Origin of the sequence: Thermincola ferriacetica (assembly GCF_001263415.1) — a bacterium.
Taxonomy (GTDB): Bacteria; Bacillota; Thermincolia; order Thermincolales; family Thermincolaceae; genus Thermincola; species Thermincola ferriacetica.
In genome coordinates this window covers 192,095-210,588 of record NZ_LGTE01000003.1, presented here as the reverse complement: position 1 = coordinate 210,588, position 18,494 = coordinate 192,095, and the positions used below count along the sequence as shown (strand labels likewise).

Here is an 18,494-nt window from a genome sequence, read left to right as displayed (position 1 = left end):
GTCACGGAGCGGAGGAATCATTTAACCTCCCCTTTTCCTATCTGCGGCACGCAACATATGCTGAGTGACCGGACGGGAGGCGGCCCGGCTTATTAGAAATGCAACATGAGCCATCGAGTTCGGGAACGCTGCCTGCCCGCAAGGGTTTGCAGCACCAAGCTCCCCGGTAGCGGAGACACCCTCCTACCCTGCCTCCATTCTCCAGCACCAAGCTCCGGGGTAGCCGGGTCATCCCACCCTTCCTTCATCCTGCCAACATGCTGCTTCACCGGTGCAGCAGCAACCTGCATTCCCGGAGTAACGGTTAAGAAAATATTTTTTAGACTTCCCCTTATTTTGCAGGATAAAGCTGGAAAACGGTTAATACTTATATAGCATGTACATAAATATTAAGGGGGAGCGGACGTGTTCAAAGCCAAGAAAATATTTAGTATTATTTTGCTGCTGACAATGGTTATATCAGTGCTTTTTCCTGGGATATCCCCGGCGGGAAGCGCAACAGGAACTACGACAAGCAATTCAGCCAGGCTACCTGTTAAAATGGATACTATGTTTTTAAAGGATCAAGTTATTCTGAAACTCAGGGGTAATAACCGGGAACAGCGGGAATTCCTTAAAAAAAATAGGCTTACCGTATTAAAAAAGGATACCAGGCTCAATTATATACTGGCCGGTACAACCGGAGGGCAGGATATTCCCATGCTGGTTAAAAAACTAAAAACCAGCCCTCTGGTGCAGAATGTCCAGCCAAACTATATTTACAAACCCTTTGCTTTGCCCAGGGACCCCATGTATTTCAGGCAGTGGGCATTAAAGAAAATCAATGCTGAACAGGGCTGGAATATTACCCAGGGTCGAAAAAGCGTAATTATTGCGGTTTTAGATACCGGTGTGGACGTGAACCACCCGGACTTGCGCAACAAGCTTGTTCCGGGGACGAACACTGTAAATCCATTAAAGAGTAACCGTGATGATGACGGACACGGAACCCATGTGGCCGGAATAGCCGCTGCCGTATCGAATAACGAGATTGGCATTGCCGGAGTGGCCGGTAACTGCAAAATAATGCCAGTCAAGGTTTTTGATTATTGGGGCGGCAGTGATATCAGTGTTGCCGACGGAATAATCTGGGCTGCTGACCATGGGGCCAATGTTATTAACATGAGCTTTGGCACCATGGCCAATTCAACCATGTTGAATGAGGCTATAGAGTATGCCCGAAAAAAGGGAGTCATTATGGTGGCAGCCGCTGGAAACTGGGCGAATCAGTATATCAGTTATCCGGCAGCTCTTTCACAGGTAATTGCTGTTTCCGCTACTGATAAAAACGATAAATTGGCTGATTTTTCAAGTTATGGACCGGAAATTGATGTATGTGCGCCCGGCGAAAAGATCTTCAGTACATATTGGGACCCACATAAAGGGTCTACCTATGGCGAGTTAAGCGGAACTTCCATGGCAGCGCCGCAGGTTGCAGGCCTGGCGGCTTTGCTGATAAGCGCCAAACCTTGGTTGACGCCTGATGAGGTCAGGCAAATCATAGAATCTTCCGCAAAGGACCTGGGAGAACCCGGTTGGGACCCTCAGTATGGTCACGGAAGGATAGATATATTTAAAGCGCTGACTACTTCTTTTGATAAAATAGACGTGGCCAACAATCGGCAGGAAGATGCCCAATATATAAAAAGTGGCCGGCCAGTGACCCAAAAACTTGATTATGGGGCTGATGAGGACTGGTACCGGATTTCTGTGCCAGACAGAGCAAGCCTGCAGTTTGAATTACTGCCGGCCGGTAAAGTTACTCCTGCCATAGAAATTTATAGTGAACAGGGAGAAATGCTGAACGCTTTTAACTCTATGGAAGAAGCGGGAGATGCCGATACACGCTTTGATGCCTGGGGGCTTTTTCCTAAACCCGATTCTAATGTGAAAGTCGGCGAAGCAGTATACGGTATCATTGGCGATTTGCCTGCCGGTGATTATTTCTTCAGGGTCTTTGGCAACCATAACCGTTGGTCTCAGGAGTTATACACTTTGACGGCTCAGATATTGGAGAAAAATGAATTGGTTCCTGATATGTGGGAGAGAAATGATACTTTGGAGGATGCCAAAAAAGTGGAATTGGGCCGCAAAGTATCGGCAGCCATAAATCCTTGTGGCGACGAAGACTGGTATAAGGTATATGTAATGCCAGGGAATATCTACAAAATTGATACGGAAGTCCCGGCCGGTCTTGATCTTGCTGTCGAGGTTATAGGTGAGCCGCCGGCTGATGGATTCGCCGGAGACAAGGGAACGGAAGGAGATTTATGGGATAATGGCCAACATGCCGACCAGATAATTGATACCGGTGGACAGGGTAAAAATGAAACAGGAACTTTTAAACCGTATATAGAAGGGGCCGGATATTACTATCTCAGGGTATATGATAAAACCAATGGTGCGGTGAATAGCCCATATACTTTACAGGTAACGGAGTACAATCCTCCTAAGGACCGGTATGAACCGAACGAATCAGAGAAAGATGCCCGCCCGATAGAACTGGGCAGCCAAGTTGAAGCCAATTTTTCCGGTGCGGAAGACCGGGATTGGTACCAATTTGAGGTAAGTAAGACGGGGATTGTTATCTTTGACTGGCAGGCGGTAACAACCCTTATCCCGGATATAACAATTTATGACGAAAAAATGGAACCCGTGAGCTTTCTAAATTACGGGTCGCCGGATCCTTTTGTGTCGGTCCCGCCCGACCCGGCCGAATCTCAGCGGTTTAAAGTTGCTCCAGGGAAATACTACATCAGTATAGCTAATTATCTGGGGGATATAACAGGTGACTACAAATTTACCCTGACTTTTGACAGCTTTAACTTTGTGGATGCCGAGATAAATGATACATACGAGAAATCTGTTCCTATCGGCTTGGGAGAGACGAAAACAGGCACCCTTTATCCGATGAATGATATAGATTATTATGTCCTGGATATCTATGAAAAAGGACCGGTACTGATAAAGATAATTCCGCCTCAGGGGCTGGATACTATGGTAGCAGTTTTCCGGGAGCCGGAGGGCAGGAAAAGGGAAGATATCGGGAACGACAAAGCAAATGAAGGTAAGTATGATTACCCTGACCTGGATTATGTTGTTCAAATCAATTCCGGCGGCGGCGGGAGTGTCGATGCCGGGGTTTTCATGGCTTCCAAGCCGGGACGGTATTATTTGGCTGTAAATGGCTGGGCTGAGTTCCCCGGCAAGGTCCCCAAAGGGACATATACGTTACTGGTCCGGAGTTTTAAAGCTGTGCCTGATTATTGGGAAAACAACAATACAATGCAAACGGCCAAACCTTTGGGCAACAATGCCGTATTCAGCCCTACATTCATGGGAACAGAAGACGTGGACTGGTTTAAAATATTTATACCTGCTTCTTCCCAACTGACCCTAAAGTTGGAGCCCCCCAACGATATTGACGGGGTTATTGAGCTATATGATTCCGCCGGTCGTTTGATTACCCGGGTAGACCAGGCTCTGGTGGGGGAAGAAGAGCTGTTCACCCTGCCGATTAAAAAATCCGGAATTTACTTTTTAAAGGTTTATGATTATTTAGGCAATGCTTCTGTCCTGCCGTATAAAATGACGGTCAAATACATTGTGGTGGGTAAAAAAGGGAAAAAGTAAGTTTAAAACATTTGGCCGTTTTCCGGCGTTATTTCACACTGAATTGAGGCAAATTAACCCACTTTCCTGATATTTTAGTTATGCACCTATTATCTCCTATTCATGTTAAAGCCAAATTAACGTGAAGTTGGCCCATCTCAAAATCTGGTTAAAAATTTCTGGTCAACGCAATTAATTAAAGTTTAAAAATCTTTTAACGTAATTTTTAAAAAGATAAGCTACACTTATAATAAGTGATATGGTTTTTTACTCCAATACTTTTATGGAAGAGAGTAGGTGCGGAAATGGAAGGTACGGTTAATGTAAGCGAGACAAAACGAAAGGATTGTTCTAATCACCCGCCGTTTAGACGTAAAGAACTTGAAAACATAATAAGAGAAAGGAAAATCAGGATTGTATACCAACCGATTGTCAATATAAAAACCGGAGAAATTATGGGTTACGAAGCCCTTACCCGTGGGCCGGAGGGCAGTCCATTATTTTCTCCAGTTGACCTTTTTCAGGCCGCTATGGACAACCAATTGCTTTTTGCGTTGGAACAAATTTGCCGCGAAGAAGCATTAAACAACATCCATGATTTAAAATCGCACCAACAGCTATTTCTCAACATGAATGCAGAAGTTGTTAATGACCCCCATTTCCAAAACGGAAAAACGAAAAAATGTGTTACCCTCCGCGGTTTTAAACCCGAACAGGTTACTTTTGAAATAACGGAGCGCACAGCTATTACTGATTTTGACAGTTTTTGCCGATCATTATGTCATTACCGGGAGCAGGGGTACACAATAGCCGTTGATGATGCGGGCGCGGGTTATTCCAGTTTGCAGGCCATAGTCGAATTGAGGCCGGAATATATAAAACTTGATATGTCTATCATCAGGGGAATTCATACCAGTCTCCCAAAACAGGCTATTGTTGAGGCAATGGTAAAGCTTGCTGCCGCGGTAAATGCAAAGATAATTGCGGAGGGAGTGGAAACCCGTGAAGAGTTAATAGCCCTTTATAATTTGGGAGTACATTATGTGCAGGGGTACTATCTGGCCAGGCCGTCCTACCCGGCTCCGGAGATTACTCCGGAAGCAATGAGGCTTATTGCAAATCTGAATAATACCTCGAAACCGCTTAAGCTGCATAACCAGTTCATCGGGTTGGGTATACGTATAGGAGAGATTGCAGAGTTAACACAGACAATAGAAAAAGAAACCCCTGTCAGCAAAGTTGAACAAATTTTACATGAAAAAAATCTAAACGGTCTGGTTGTAGTAGAAAATGGTCAGCCTGTCGGCCTTGTTATGAAAAACAAACTTTATTACAGACTTGGTACGAACTATGGTGTATCTCTTTATCAAAACAGGCCGGTAGCGTTAATTATGGATAAATCGCCTTTAATTGTGCATGCGGACATGCCTCTTGAAGATGCTTCACAAATTGCTATGAGCCGTGACGAATATAATCTTTATGACCTTATAATAGTGGTTGACAAGGGAGGGAAATATGCTGGAGTAGTTTCCATAATGAGCATGCTCAATAACATTACCAAAATGAGAATTTCCTGTGCTCAAAATTCAAATCCACTTACCGGTCTGCCGGGTAACCTTATCATTGAGGCAAAATTAAAAGCCTTAGTGGAAGAAAATGGGGACTTTACGGTCTTGTATGCCGATTTGGATAACTTCAAAGCATTTAATGACAAGTATGGTTTTGAAAATGGAGATAAAGCTATTCTCCTAACTGCCCAGATTTTAAGTGACAGCCTGGTAAGGTTTGGTTCAGGTGATGATTTTGTTGGCCATATCGGCGGCGATGATTTTGTTATAATCACAAAACCGGAATACGCGAAAAACATAGCCAACTATATTCTTGAAAACTTTGATAAAAATATCCGGAATTTATACGATCCTAAGGACCTTGCCCTAGGATTTATAGAAGTTACTAACCGGCGCGGCCGGCCGGAAAAATTTCCGATTATGTCCATATCATTGGCGGCAGTTAATAATACTAAACGAAAATTCCGCAATTATTTGGAAATCGGCGAAATTGCAGCAGAATTAAAACGAGTTGCCAAGCAAAACCAGGGATCATCTGTAGTTTTTGATTTTTAATAATGATTTAAATTACTTGGCGTATTACCCTTAGGGCTGCTGTGGTGCTTGTTGTTATAACTTTTGATCTTCGGCAATAATTTATAAATATGGCATTTGTGAGGCTTTACAGGCATAGAAAAATAGCCTTCACAATGATGATATACTATTTTTGTACTGAAATTTTCCAGGAGGTATAATCGGATGGCCTATAATTGCATTTTGTTCGACCTGGACGGAACATTACTCAATACCAATACTTTGGTACTGGAGTCTTTCCGGTATACCTTTAAAAAACACTTGGGGCGGGAAGTTTCTGATGAAGAGCTGTATCCCTATTTTGGGGTGCCTTTGGTCGATATAATGAAAGTTTTTGACCCTGACCAGGTAGAGGAAATGCTCCATACATACAGAACCTTTAATCAGGAAAAACATGACGAGCTTACCACTCTTTTTCCCGGTGTCAGGGAGACTTTAACGGAACTGCGTAAGAAAGGTATTAAAATGGCGGTAGTTACCTCAAAAATCAAAAAGGTGGCTCTTAAGGGGCTGCGTCTGTTTTCCCTGGACCGTTTTTTTGATGCTCTGATAGCTTTTGAAGATACGGAAGCCCATAAGCCCAATCCTGCTCCCATCAACAGAGCCATGGAAATTCTCAACCATCCGGCAAAAAGAAAAGTTCTCATGGTTGGTGACAGCCCCTTCGACATCCAGTGTGCTGTCAATGCCGGTGTAGGTTCGGCTGCTGTGAAGTGGAGTGTCCATGGTATTGAAACGCTGCGCAGGTATAAACCTGACCTGGTACTGTCAGAATTCCAGGATTTGGTAAAAATCACAACCGCAAAGGGTGATTAATATAATAGTAGTAGAAACGGCCTTTTGGGGAGTGATTTTTATGAGTGATCTGATACCGTGGGATGCCATCAGGAACCTGGAGCATTTTTTCAGGGCTGTTGAGAATTACTTTAATGCTCAGTTGAAGGCTTTGGATAAGTTTTTTGAGGGTATAGACGTGCACAACATAAAGGTGCAGGAGGAGCGGGACAGGACCCTGCTGCATTTTATCGTCCCGGAAGAATTAAAAAATAAATTGGATGTAAGAGTTGAAGGGGATAAGGTGGAAGTATTTGGGCAAACAAGCAGTTCAGAGAAAAACAGTCATTCGGCTGCTGCCAGTTGGAAAAGTTTTTACCAGTGCTACAGATTGCCAAAGAGAATTGCGGCGGAAAAAGCCCAGGTTTATTTTAAAGGCAACCGGTTGACTGTTGAAATCCCCAAAACATAATTTTCCAATATTAATATAAAAATCAAGTTTTATTGAAAGATGAGCAAAAAATGTTGAAATTAATCACATATTAAGGTAAAATATTGGAAAAATGATAATTTTTGATGTGAACTCCATAAAAAAGATGGAAAAATTGAGGGGGAATAGACGTGCAGAGATTTTTTCATTTTACCATTACCAGCGATGCTAAAAGACAAGTTCCCAAAATGATTTTGGAGCGTTTGGCAGACGAGTATTTATGGCAGGAGCAGGAGGCCAGTAACGGCCCCATGTCTATCAAATCGCGGGCTGCCAGAATAAAAGAACTTATAGAAAAAGAAGTAAAGCGACGTTCGGCTCAGGAGGAATTTAATAAGATATTAAATGAAAAAAGAACCAATCTGGCCAGTTAAAAAGATTTTTCAAAGGGGATAGGCAGACGCCTATCTTTTTTTTACGGTTTTTCATTGACGGCGCAATTAGAAGATTGTTACAATATAATTAATAAGGTAACAATTAACAGTAATGTACAATTCATTTTTTCGGGCGGGACCATGGTTTGGTTGGTGGAGTTCGTATGCAAATTGGTTTGTCACACAAAAACTTGTCCAGGTTATTAATGGTTCTGGCTTTAATGTTTTATATTGCCAATACTTTTCCTTTGCTTGGGAAAATGCCGGTAACCATGGATGAAGTCCTGTTTGCGGAGCCGGCCAGAAACTTTGTTCAGGAAGGTCATTTCGGTACCACGTCCATGAGCGGGCTATTTCAATTTCAGACGAAAACCTACTGGCAACATCCCTTATACATAATGTTAATGTACATACCAATAAAATTGTTCGGCTTTAACTGCTGGTCCATCAAAATACTGTCTGCCTTCCTGGGATTATTGTCATTACTCCTCGCTTATAAAATAGGCAAAAACCTAGGGGTACCTCATCTGTTTCCTATTTTACTGGTATTTAATGTGCTTTTCATCTGGGTGGCCTGTATAGGGCGCATGGAGATGCTTACCCTGTTGTTATCCCTGGCGTCGTTTTATTTTGCCTGGAACAAACGACCGGTAGAGGCCGGGTTCATTGGCAGCTTGGCTGTGCTGAACCATCCGGTTGGTATTTTTACCGTTTTGGATGGTTTAATATTACTTAAGTTAAAAGCGTCAGTAGATAAACGGTTTTTTGCTGCCCTTGCTTTTCCCGTACTTATAACTTTTTCCTTTGTAATTGGGGATCTGAATGAATTTGTCAGACAGTACTTTACGGTACAGAGGTATCTTTATGCAAACAGCGGGTGGCTGGGCGGTCCTTTAGTCCAGTTAAAAAATTTTTTGCGGCTGTTGCAGGAGGCCAGGCAATGGCTGTTCTGGCTCATTCCGTTAGCCTTATTGATGATTGTTGGTCTAACCAAGAAACAGGATAACGAGGCCAAAACCTTGCTGCTCATTCAGGCCGTCAATTTCCTGGGACTGGTTGTTCTTGTGCCAAATAAGTATATTAATTATTACGTCGCTTTGGTAATTCCTTACATGGCATTATATGCTGCCTATTCTCTGAAAAAACACAGAAGCACAGGTTTAGTTTTTCTTTTGATTGTGCTCATTTTCACAAATGGGATAGGTATAGTAAAAAGTTTTTCCGGGTATAGAAACGGCAATGATGGTGCAGCGACACTGCAAAATTTGGTCGAACCTCATTCCACGGTGATCGCCCAGCCCAGCCTGGCTGTTTATTTGGATGACTGTCGTGTCATAGGTTTTCATAATGTACGCATGATTATGGATCTGGAACGCAAAACCGCGGAAACGGCTTTGCAGGAAATATCCCCCGATTACATAGTAATTGATACAAATATTGCCCAGTTCAACAAATGGCCGCTTTTTACCAAGGATCAGGACAGTCTTGGAAAATTTATTAAAAAACAGACCGTTTTTTGTGGAAAAACCCAAATACACGGCCAAAACTATTATGTATTCAAGTTTACAAGAGACGGGCAAGTTTAACTCCGGTTTTTTTAGAACGGCTTGAGGCATACTAAAACCGGAGGTGTTAAGGAAATGGATAAAAACGAAAAAGTAAAAGAAATTATGCAATTCGTAATGGACCATCCGGAATCACAGGCCAGCAGGGCAGTAGGACGCCGCATGATCGGTACAGGAGAAAGCCTCAGGGAAGCGGAACACCTTTCTCAACTGGGTGCTGTCCTGGCTCAGGCTGATGACGAGGAAGTGGATGCTTGTTACTACATCATTTCTTGATTTTTTCTCAATGAAAAACAAATGTTAATATAAAGATGCCAGTCACGCCAGCAAGAGTTTTACCAATGTTTACAAAACCAGGTTTTGTATGATAACATGAATTAAGATCAAAAACGCGGTAAGGAGTGGAATCAATGCTGGCTAAAGAAGTAATGCATACCAATGTGCTTACCGGCAAACCTGAAAACAGCATTCAGGAATTAATAAGGATGATGCTGAACTTCAACGTCAGTATGCTGCCTATTGTTGATGATAATTTAAAGGTTTTAGGAGTGGTTACGGAAGGTGATATAATCTACCGTGCTTATTCTGATGGGGAGCCTGTCGATGTAGGAGTAGCTTTTTTAGGAAAACTTCGCGAAATGATTAAATCAATAAATAAAAGGTCGGGAACTACAGCGAGGGAAGTAATGACCGAAGAGCTGTTTACAGCCAGTGAGGATACCCCCATTTCGGAAATAGCCAGAGTGATGGTCCGGGAAAAAATAAAAAACGTGCCCATATTGGCCGATGGAAAATTAGTTGGCCTTGTTAGCAGGCGGGATATAATGCGGTTGGTTATGGAAGGAAAACTTTAACAAACTTATTTAATTTAGTTTTTTAACTAAAGATTAACAAAAATTTAACTATTAAATAATAGCCCCTTTACATACCTATCCTAAAATGGGGTTAGAATTCTTTTAGGTATGGTGGTAAAAGTGGCTAAAATATTAATTGTTGACGACGAGCATCACATAATTGAACTTGTTAGATTCGTTCTTCAAAAGGAAGGATTCGATGTTAAAGTAGCCCAAGACGGACTTACTGCCATCAAGGAAACAGAAAATTATAGGCCTGATTTAATTCTTCTTGACCTGATGTTACCTGGGATAGACGGGCTGGAAGTATGCCGGACTTTGCGCAAAAAGCCGCAAACGGCAGATATACCGGTAATCATGGTGACGGCCAAGTCTGATGAAATGGACAAAATCATTGGCCTCGAGTTGGGGGCCGATGACTACGTAACAAAGCCTTTCAGCCCACGGGAGTTGGTAGCGCGCGTGAAGGCCAGGTTGCGGAGAAGAACCGGCCTTATTAAACATGCCGATAGAAAGGTTGAAGAAGAGATAGTCTATGGGCCCTTGGTTGTGCGACCTGCCCGGTATGAGGTTTTTTTAAATGGGGAGAAACTGGACCTGACATTAAAAGAATATGAATTACTTGTCCTCCTGATAAACAACCCGGGTAAGGTTTTCAGCAGGGATTTCCTGTTATCTACCATATGGGGTTTTGATTATACGAGTGACACCCGTACAGTTGATGTACACATTTACCACTTACGTCAGAAAATTGAACGGGATCCTTCTCAGCCCGGCTTTATAGAAACAGTGCGCGGTGTGGGTTATCGTTTTAAAGAATTGGCCTAAAGAAGAATACCTTTTCATTAATCTGAAAAAAGAAGACTGTTTGCATGAAATTTCTTCACCTAAACAGGTGGCATCTGGTGCCGCCTTTTTTCTTTTACGCAAAGTTCACATTAATTAACATAACCTTAACAATGTCATAATTGGATGTTAACAGTTGTGTTTTATAATGTGAATTGTGGCAAAGGTTGGCCATCGAAAAATAATTAGAATATTTAAAGGAGGGGCAAAAAAGTGCAAAAATTGAAAAAGATCTTATTAGTAACTTTGGCAGCATTGCTAGTTTTCGCTGTCGTAGGATGCAGTGGGACAAACCAGGAAGGAACCAATAAGACAAACCAGGAAGGAACCAATCAGGGACAAACAGCAGGAGAAAATGGGATTGCCGGTTCAATTACCGCTGTTGGTTCAACAGCTTTACAACCATTGGTGGACCAGGCAGCACAGCAGTTTATGAGTGAGAATCCGGATGCCCAAATAGTTGTTAACGGTGGAGGAAGCGGTACAGGTCTTACCCAGGTTTCCCAGGGAGCAGCTAATATCGGAAACTCTGATGTTTTCGCTGAAGAAAAAGACGGTATCGATGCCAGCCAGTTAGTTGACCACAAGGTAGCCGTTGTGGGCATGGCTGCGGTGGTAAACCCCAAGGTTAAGGTCAACAACCTTACCAAACAGCAGTTAATTGATATTTTTACCGGCAAAATTACTAATTGGAAAGATGTTGGAGGTATAGACCAAAAAATTACCTTGGTGAACAGGCCAAAAGGTTCCGGTACTCGTGCTACCTTCAAGAAATACGCGTTGGATGGTGCGGAGGAAGCCAGTGGAATTGAAGAGGATTCTTCGGGAACCGTTAGGAAGATTATTGCAGAAACCCCTGGCGCGATTGGATACTTAGCATTATCCTATGTTGATAAGAGCGTAGTGGCTGTAAGCCTTGATGGAGTCGCTCCCACCAAGGAAAACATTGTCGAAGGAAAGTATCCTGTCTGGTCTTATGAGCACATGTATACCAAGGGTGAACCTAAGGGTTTAACCAAGGCTTTCCTGGATTATATGCTTTCCGACGATGTTCAGAAAACTCTTGTTCCAAAATTGGGCTATATACCGGTAACTGAAATGAAGGTAGAGAAAGGCGCGAAGTAAAAGCATATTTTTAAGAAAGTTAATTCAGGCCAGGGCAGCTTCAATTTTGTTGGGGCTGTCCCATCATGCTTTTATTAATGAGTGGTTTTTATTTTGATTAGGGGTGTTTGGAACGTTGAATTTAAAAAATGTGAAAAACGAGTTAATTGGTAAATGGGCTTCTTTTTTATGTGTAGCTCTGGTAATTGTGCTCACGATTTCAATTATTTTCTTTATTGCTTCCAAAGGTTTGGCCATCTTTTTCAGCAACCACATTAGTTTTTCCAATGTATTTTTAAACACCGATTGGTTCCCCGATCGTAGCGCAGCCGAAGGAGGCCCTTCATTCGGGATTTTGCCTTTTTTGGCAGGCTCGATTGTAGTCTCATTGTTCGCAGTGTTGCTAAGCGCGCCGTTAAGCATCATTTCCGCCTTTTTTATTACGGAAATAGCGCCAAGCATTGGTCAAAGATTTTTGCAGCCTGCCGTTGAACTGTTAGCCGGTATCCCTTCTGTAGTATACGGGTGGATTGGCCTGAGTGTCCTGGTACCTTTCATAAGAAGCACCTTTGGCGGATTAGGGGTCAGTGTTTTGGCTGCCGGTCTGGTCCTCGCCGTTATGATTCTGCCTACTACCGTCAGTGTTGCCACAGACCGGATTAAGGCACTCCCTAATTCATATAAAGAAGCCTCCTATGCTTTGGGTAGTACGCGCTGGCAATTAATTCGCCGAGTCCTGTTTCCGGCAGCCTTGCCCGGCATCATGACAGGACTGATCCTGGGCCTGGCCAGAGCTTTCGGAGAAGCGCTGGCAGTCCAAATGGTGCTGGGCAATGTGAGGAAGATACCACATTCCCTACTTGATCCGGCTACCACATTGACCAGTGGAATTACTATGGACATGGGGTATACTGCTATGGGGTCCCCCTGGAACAATGCTCTTTGGACCATGGCCCTGGTGCTGCTAATCATGTCATTCTTTTTTATTATCATAATCAGACTGGTGAGTAAAAGGGGGGTTAACCAGTGAACGCCAGAACAGCCGATAAATTGGCCACTGGGATGTTTTGGGCCGGAGCGCTTACTGTAATTGCTCTTCTTTTGTTTCTGATCGGATATATTCTTTACCATGGCGCTAAAGTGATTGACTGGCATTTTTTAACCAGTCCTCCGACAAATATAGCTGCCGGAGGCGGGATTGGGCCTCAAATCTTCAACTCTTTTTACCTGTTGGTCCTTTCTATGCTTATTACAGTGCCTATAGGTTTACTGGCAGGCGTTTATATGGCTGAATATGCCAAAAACGGGCCGCTGGTAAAAATCATCAGGACCTGTATAGAAACCCTGGCATCTTTGCCTTCGATTGTTGTAGGGCTTTTTGGTTTAATAATTTTTGTCAATATGACCGGCTGGGGATACTCCATACTGGCCGGGGCCTTTGCTTTGTCTGTTATTAATTTGCCTTTTATTGTCCGGGTAACGGAAGAATCTATTACCGGTGTACAGAAAGAATATAAGGAAGGCAGTTTGGCCCTGGGGGCGACAAAATGGCAGACGATAGTGAAAGTTTTGCTGCCAACAGCATTTCCGGGACTTATAACCGGTTTTGTTATTTCTGCCGGGCGGATCTTTGGCGAGGCTGCGGCGCTGCTTTATACTGCCGGAATGAGCAGCCCGAACCTCAATTTTTCACGCTGGCTCCCAACTTATCCTACGTCGCCGTTCAATCCATTCAGACCCGGGGAAACCTTGGCGGTTCATATATGGAAGGTTAATTCCGAAAGTCTTATACCCGATGTGCGGGCCGTGGCAGATGGGTCGGCTGCAGTTTTAATCATAGTGGTGCTGCTGTTTAACATTTTAGCCAGGTGGATAGGACGCCGCATGCAAAAACGTATGGGTTAAGAAATAAAAACTTTGCTGAAAAAAGTTTCAAGAAGGCTCCAGTTGGTGATATAATAAATCCGGAATATTACAACAGGGGAGCCAAACCATGAAACATTTTCACCTTGACGAATTCGCCCAAATGGATACCTTTTTTCATCGCATTGATCCCAGGGCCAAGACGGTGACCACTCTTGTTTTTATTTTCCTCGCTGCCGGGGTTAAGACGCCGGCCCTTTTGTTCGCGACCGCTTTCTTTTGGATTTTGTTACTGATATTTGCCCAAATACCTTTAAGTTATATTTTCAGCCGAATTACCTGGGTCATACCTTTTGCCGGGATAATGATTTTGATTTTCCCTTTTATTAAGCCGGGAGAGACTTTGCTTCATGTGAACCTCTGGGTGGTAACGTTAACGGCGACGAAAGAGGGAGTCCGGGAAGCTGTTATGCTCTTTGGCCGGGTTTTGGCCTCCATATTGGCCGTGCTTTTTCTGACCTTGACGACAAGGTTCAACTACCTTTTAAAGGCTTTGGCCGAACTGCGGGTTCCGGCTGTTTTTCTACAGCTTCTTGAATTTACCGTCCGCTATATTTTTGTGGCCATGGATGAATTAAAACGTATGCGGCGGGCCCGCAAGGCCAGGGCCTTTGTGGCCGGCAAGAATATCTGGCACCTGCATACGCTGCGCACCCTCGGGCAGTTGGTGGGTTCGCTGTTTATAAGAGCATATGAGAGGGGAGAACGGGTATATCTGGCTATGCTTTCCCGGGGGTATACGGGGAAAATGAAAACACTGCATGATTTTAGGATGATGCCGAAGGATTTTATCTGGACAGTTTTGGTGCTTGGTGCCGGTATTGTTCTCGTTATCCTGGACAGGAGGGGGTTATAGAATGGGTACGGTAAACAAGGGAGCCGACATAGAAAATATCATAGAAGTAAATGACCTGCATTACCGGTATAAAGATGATACCCACGCCTTAAAAGGAATATCCCTCTCCGTACCAAAGGGTTCACGGACGGCTTTGGTCGGACCCAACGGAGCAGGTAAGTCAACCCTGTTGTTGCACTTGAATGCCATCAACCTGCCTCAGCAGGGAAGCATTAAAGTGGCGGGGATAGAGGTATCACCGGCTACAGAAAAAGAGATCAGGAATAAGGTGGGTTTGGTATTTCAGGACCCTGATGACCAGGTATTTGCTATGACGGCATGGGACGATGTTGCTTTTGGCCCGCTGAATATGGGTTTGGGCCGCGATGAAGTTAAATCCCGGGTAGAGGATGCCCTGAAATTAGTAGGTATGTGGGAATTCAAGGATAAAGCGCCTCACCACCTGAGCTTCGGCCAGAAGAAAAGGGTGGCCATTGCCGGGGTTGTGGCCATGGACCCGGAAGTAATAATTCTCGATGAGCCCACGGCTTATCTGGATCCTGGGGGACAGGACGTGCTTATGGAGATTCTGGCCGGCTTTTATGAGAGGGGTAAAACTATTCTGTTAGCCACTCATGATATGGATCTGGCCGCGGAATGGGCTGACCGGATTATTGTCATCAAATCGGGTAGGACACTGGCCGAAGGAGGTAAAGAACTGCTGGTGAATAAAGATATTGTCTCTCAGGCTAATTTACGCCTACCCATCGTAGCGCAGATTTTCAGCCGGCTGCCGGAATTTACGCCAGATACATTACCTTATACGGTAGATGAGGCGGTAAAAGCGATCAGGAAAATTAGTCAAAAGGGGTGAGCGCCCTGAGTTTGAAACGCTGCTTTCTGGCTGTTCCGCTGTCCGGTGAGGCCAAACGGCAGCTTTCCGCTGTGCAGGAATCCATTGAGAAGGTAGCCGGACCAGAGGGTTTTAGAATAAAATGGGTGGAACGACAGAACCTGCATTTGACTGTAAAATTTTTCGGCGATATTTCAGAACAGCAAATCGGCAGGCTTAAAGATATGATTCCCGAAAGGCTGAGCAGTGTAGGAAGTTTTCGGTTTAAGCTCACGAAAATCGGAGGATTTCCAAACTTGAAAAATCCTAATGTTCTGTGGACTGGGGTCTGTGATCCGGGTAGTAACCTGGCCAGATTGCACGAAATTATAGACGAAATCGCCGAGGAAATTGGTTTAGCCCGGGATACCAAGAAATATATTCCCCATCTGACCCTCGGCCGGTTAAAAAAGCAGCCGGAAAAGGTATTTCATTTGTCCCCACAGGGAACGGTGGAAGGGATTACAGGGTTAACAGTCCATGTTGGCGAAGTAATATTGTATGAAAGCCGGCTTACGCCTGCCGGCCCCGTTTATAAAAGTCTTGCAAGGTTTCCATTAAGTACCGGCTAAATATTTTTTTTTTGCAGGAACATTTTGCCCGAGCTAGAATAAAATTAAATTATGTTTTTAGTTGATGCTGCGGAGAGGTGAACAGAGTGTTAATTATCGGCTTGAACGGCAGCCCGAATAAAGAAGATAATACTGCTGCATTATTAAGTGCCGCCCTGGAACCGGCCAGGGAAAAGGGGGCTGAAATTGTTATCATTCATGCTGCTGAGGCTATGAAGAGTGCGACGATACCTTTTTGCAACTGCTGTTCCAACCCTTGCGGCGGTCACTGTTTTAAGGATCGGGAACTGGGCAAGGTTTATGAACTGCTCGGCCGAGCCGATGGAATAATTATTGGCAGCCCGGTTTACTTCGGTACTGTTTCCGCTCAGTTGAAAGGTTTCTGGGATAAAACGAGGCAACTGCGGGCCAACAAGAAACTGTTAAACGTTGTTGGCGGAGCAGTTACGGTGGGTGCCGCCCGCTTTGGCGGACAGGAAACTACTGTTAAGGCCATTCATGACATGATGCTGGTGCAGGGTATGACGGTAGTCGGCGACGGTTATATTGAAGATGACGCCGGTCACCACGGCGGTTGTGCCCAGCGGCCTGCCAATGCTGATGAAACAGGATTGCTGCGGGCCCGCATTCTTGGCCGGCGGGTTTATGAAGTAGCTGAAGCTACAAAAGCTTTAAGGCAGAGATAATTGCTATAGCTTAATTGTCGTGGGACTGCCCGCGACTTTTCTTTACCTAGTGTTCCGGTTGAGGGGGTGCGCAAATGAATATCCGGGAGAGAACGGAACAAATGGAAGCACGGCAGCTTTCACCATATGCCTGTTTGTCCAGAAACAGCCGAGGGCGCATGAAACCGGCTCCGGAATGTGAAGTAAGGACGGCATTCCAAAGGGATCGGGATCGCATAGTCCATTCCAAGGCTTTTCGGCGGCTCAAACATAAAACCCAGGTGTTTATAGCGCCGGAAGGAGACCATTACCGAACCCGCCTGACCCATACCCTTGAAGTGGCGCAGATTGCCCGTACTATTGCCAAAGCTCTGCGTTTAAATGAAGACCTGACAGAAGCCATTGCCCTGGGACATGACCTGGGACACACGGCTTTCGGGCATGCCGGCGAAGAGGCTTTAAATGTGGTTATGCAGGAGCATTTTGGCATGCATTTCAAACACAATGAACAGAGCCTCCGGGTGGTTGATGTGCTTGAACCCATGAACCTGACCTGGGAGGTCCGGAACGGCATCGAGCACCATACAGGCCCTGTTACCCCGGCTACCCTGGAAGGCGCTATTGTAAAAATTGCTGACCGGATGGCATATATTAACCATGATATTGATGATGCCATCAGGGGTGGGATCATCAGGTTGAGTGACCTGCCGAGGGATTGTTTAAAGGTTCTTGGCGAAGACCACAGTACGCGTATTAATACTATGGTAAGAGACATGATAACAGCCAGCACAGACCAACCGGAAATAAAAATGAGCCCGGAAGTAAAAGAGGCCATGGACAAACTTCGTTCCTTTCTGTTTGAACGTGTTTATGTGGGTTCTACCGCCAAAAAAGAAGAACAAAAAGCGAAAAAAGTATTGGTAAGCTTGTTTATGCATTTTGTAGAGCATCCGGAAGCCCTTCCTGAAGAATGGGATGTTTTGAAGAAATCCGAATCTATAGTCAGAATTGCCTGTGATTACGTAGCCGGTATGACAGACCGTTATGCCATAAAACAATATACCGAGTTATTTTTACCTGACCCCTGGATAGTTTGATAAAAAAGACTTTATATGTTATAATACTTTTTTAAACCTGTATAATCTGTTAATTTATGGTTAAAATAATATATGTTTTGGCAGAATCTTTTTAAAATTTGTCAAAACGGGAAGGAAAATTTTATGTGACATCGAATAATACTAATTATCCCATTAAAATACTCGTCGATGCGGACTCTTGCCCAGTGCTTTCAGAAATAACCAATGTTGCAAAAAAATTTAATATTCCGGTTATACTAATTGCGAGTATAGCGCATTTTGGCCGGGAAGTGCGACCTGGGGAAGATTTGATTTATGTTGATAATGTCTCTCAGGCTGTAGATATGGAAATTCTGAACAGGGTAAAGAGAAATAATATTGTAGTCACCGGTGATTACGGGCTGGCCAGTTTGGTCTTGGCCAAAGAGGCCCGGGCTTTAAGCCCAAGAGGATATATTTATTCCGAAGCGAGTATGGAGAGGCTGTTGGTCGAACGCCACCTTGGCGTTAAAATTCGCCGGGGCGGAGGGCGCACGAAGGGTCCGAAAGCCTTTACCAAATCTGATAGGCAAAGGTTTTGCCTTAATTTAACTAGATTAATCGAGGGGATATTAAAAGAAGCAAAAACCCCGTCTCTTGAGGAGAGGGGGTTTTAAAATCCGGCAGCAGGAAAATATCAATATTTGGCGAATCACTTATTTACTACGAGTTGTCGGATTTGAGGGTGGTTTA

Annotated in this window: 18 protein-coding genes; all 18 read left to right on the top strand. The window is 44.2% G+C overall.

The annotated features are described in order from the left end of the window. Positions 1 to 405: 405 nt before the first annotated feature. Entirely contained in the window at positions 406 to 3,672 is a 3,267-nt protein-coding gene (locus tag Tfer_RS04075) for a S8 family serine peptidase (RefSeq protein ID WP_052216988.1), read from the top strand. Positions 3,673 to 3,956: 284 nt separating this feature from the next. After that, positions 3,957 to 5,774, top strand: a complete 1,818-nt coding sequence (locus tag Tfer_RS04070) for a GGDEF domain-containing protein (RefSeq protein WP_052216987.1) — start codon at positions 3,957 to 3,959, stop codon at positions 5,772 to 5,774. Between the two features lie 183 nt (positions 5,775 to 5,957). Further along, complete coding sequence (gene ppaX, locus Tfer_RS04065) at positions 5,958 to 6,608, top strand: pyrophosphatase PpaX (RefSeq protein ID WP_052216986.1); 651 nt, start codon at positions 5,958 to 5,960, stop codon at positions 6,606 to 6,608. 40 nt (positions 6,609 to 6,648) lie between these two features. Next, positions 6,649 to 7,038 carry an Hsp20/alpha crystallin family protein gene (locus Tfer_RS04060; protein WP_052216985.1) on the top strand — a complete coding sequence of 130 codons (390 nt, stop codon included), beginning with the start codon at positions 6,649 to 6,651 and terminating at the stop codon, positions 7,036 to 7,038. Positions 7,039 to 7,187: 149 nt separating this feature from the next. Continuing rightward, positions 7,188 to 7,430, top strand: coding sequence for a hypothetical protein (locus Tfer_RS04055; protein ID WP_052216984.1), 243 nt, complete (start codon positions 7,188 to 7,190; stop codon positions 7,428 to 7,430). A gap of 164 nt (positions 7,431 to 7,594) precedes the next feature. Further along, positions 7,595 to 9,016 carry an ArnT family glycosyltransferase gene (locus Tfer_RS04050; RefSeq protein WP_052216983.1) on the top strand — a complete coding sequence of 474 codons (1,422 nt, stop codon included), beginning with the start codon at positions 7,595 to 7,597 and terminating at the stop codon, positions 9,014 to 9,016. 54 nt (positions 9,017 to 9,070) lie between these two features. Next, a complete protein-coding gene (locus Tfer_RS04045; RefSeq protein WP_052216982.1) occupies positions 9,071 to 9,271 on the top strand; it encodes a hypothetical protein in 201 nt (66 codons plus the stop codon). A gap of 134 nt (positions 9,272 to 9,405) precedes the next feature. Continuing rightward, on the top strand, positions 9,406 to 9,849 hold the full coding sequence (locus tag Tfer_RS04040; RefSeq protein WP_052216981.1) for a CBS domain-containing protein: 444 nt from the start codon (positions 9,406 to 9,408) through the stop codon (positions 9,847 to 9,849). 120 nt (positions 9,850 to 9,969) lie between these two features. Continuing rightward, positions 9,970 to 10,677, top strand: coding sequence for a response regulator transcription factor (locus tag Tfer_RS04035; RefSeq protein WP_052216980.1), 708 nt, complete (start codon positions 9,970 to 9,972; stop codon positions 10,675 to 10,677). A gap of 231 nt (positions 10,678 to 10,908) precedes the next feature. Next, positions 10,909 to 11,820 (top strand): phosphate ABC transporter substrate-binding protein, encoded by a 912-nt coding sequence (locus Tfer_RS04030; protein WP_052216979.1) that lies wholly within the window; start codon positions 10,909 to 10,911, stop codon positions 11,818 to 11,820. Positions 11,821 to 11,935: 115 nt separating this feature from the next. Beyond that, positions 11,936 to 12,829: a phosphate ABC transporter permease subunit PstC gene (gene pstC / locus Tfer_RS04025; RefSeq protein ID WP_083436768.1), complete on the top strand. Its 894-nt coding sequence runs from the start codon at positions 11,936 to 11,938 to the stop codon at positions 12,827 to 12,829. Further along, on the top strand, positions 12,826 to 13,704 hold the full coding sequence (pstA, locus tag Tfer_RS04020) for a phosphate ABC transporter permease PstA (protein WP_052216977.1): 879 nt from the start codon (positions 12,826 to 12,828) through the stop codon (positions 13,702 to 13,704). Before pstC ends, pstA begins: the two co-directional genes overlap by 4 nt. An 88-nt stretch (positions 13,705 to 13,792) precedes the next feature. Then, on the top strand, positions 13,793 to 14,578 hold the full coding sequence (gene cbiQ / locus Tfer_RS04015; protein ID WP_052216976.1) for a cobalt ECF transporter T component CbiQ: 786 nt from the start codon (positions 13,793 to 13,795) through the stop codon (positions 14,576 to 14,578). A gap of 1 nt (position 14,579) precedes the next feature. Next, entirely contained in the window at positions 14,580 to 15,431 is an 852-nt protein-coding gene (locus Tfer_RS04010) for an ATP-binding cassette domain-containing protein (protein ID WP_052216975.1), read from the top strand. 11 nt (positions 15,432 to 15,442) lie between these two features. Further along, a complete protein-coding gene (thpR, locus tag Tfer_RS04005) occupies positions 15,443 to 16,021 on the top strand; it encodes an RNA 2',3'-cyclic phosphodiesterase (protein WP_160315521.1) in 579 nt (192 codons plus the stop codon). 86 nt (positions 16,022 to 16,107) lie between these two features. Next, positions 16,108 to 16,707: a flavodoxin family protein gene (locus tag Tfer_RS04000; RefSeq protein WP_052216973.1), complete on the top strand. Its 600-nt coding sequence runs from the start codon at positions 16,108 to 16,110 to the stop codon at positions 16,705 to 16,707. Between the two features lie 74 nt (positions 16,708 to 16,781). Further along, positions 16,782 to 17,783, top strand: a complete 1,002-nt coding sequence (locus tag Tfer_RS03995) for a deoxyguanosinetriphosphate triphosphohydrolase (protein ID WP_052216972.1) — start codon at positions 16,782 to 16,784, stop codon at positions 17,781 to 17,783. 125 nt (positions 17,784 to 17,908) lie between these two features. Next, positions 17,909 to 18,418 (top strand): YaiI/YqxD family protein, encoded by a 510-nt coding sequence (locus tag Tfer_RS03990; protein WP_052216971.1) that lies wholly within the window; start codon positions 17,909 to 17,911, stop codon positions 18,416 to 18,418. The last annotated feature ends 76 nt before the right edge of the window (positions 18,419 to 18,494 follow it).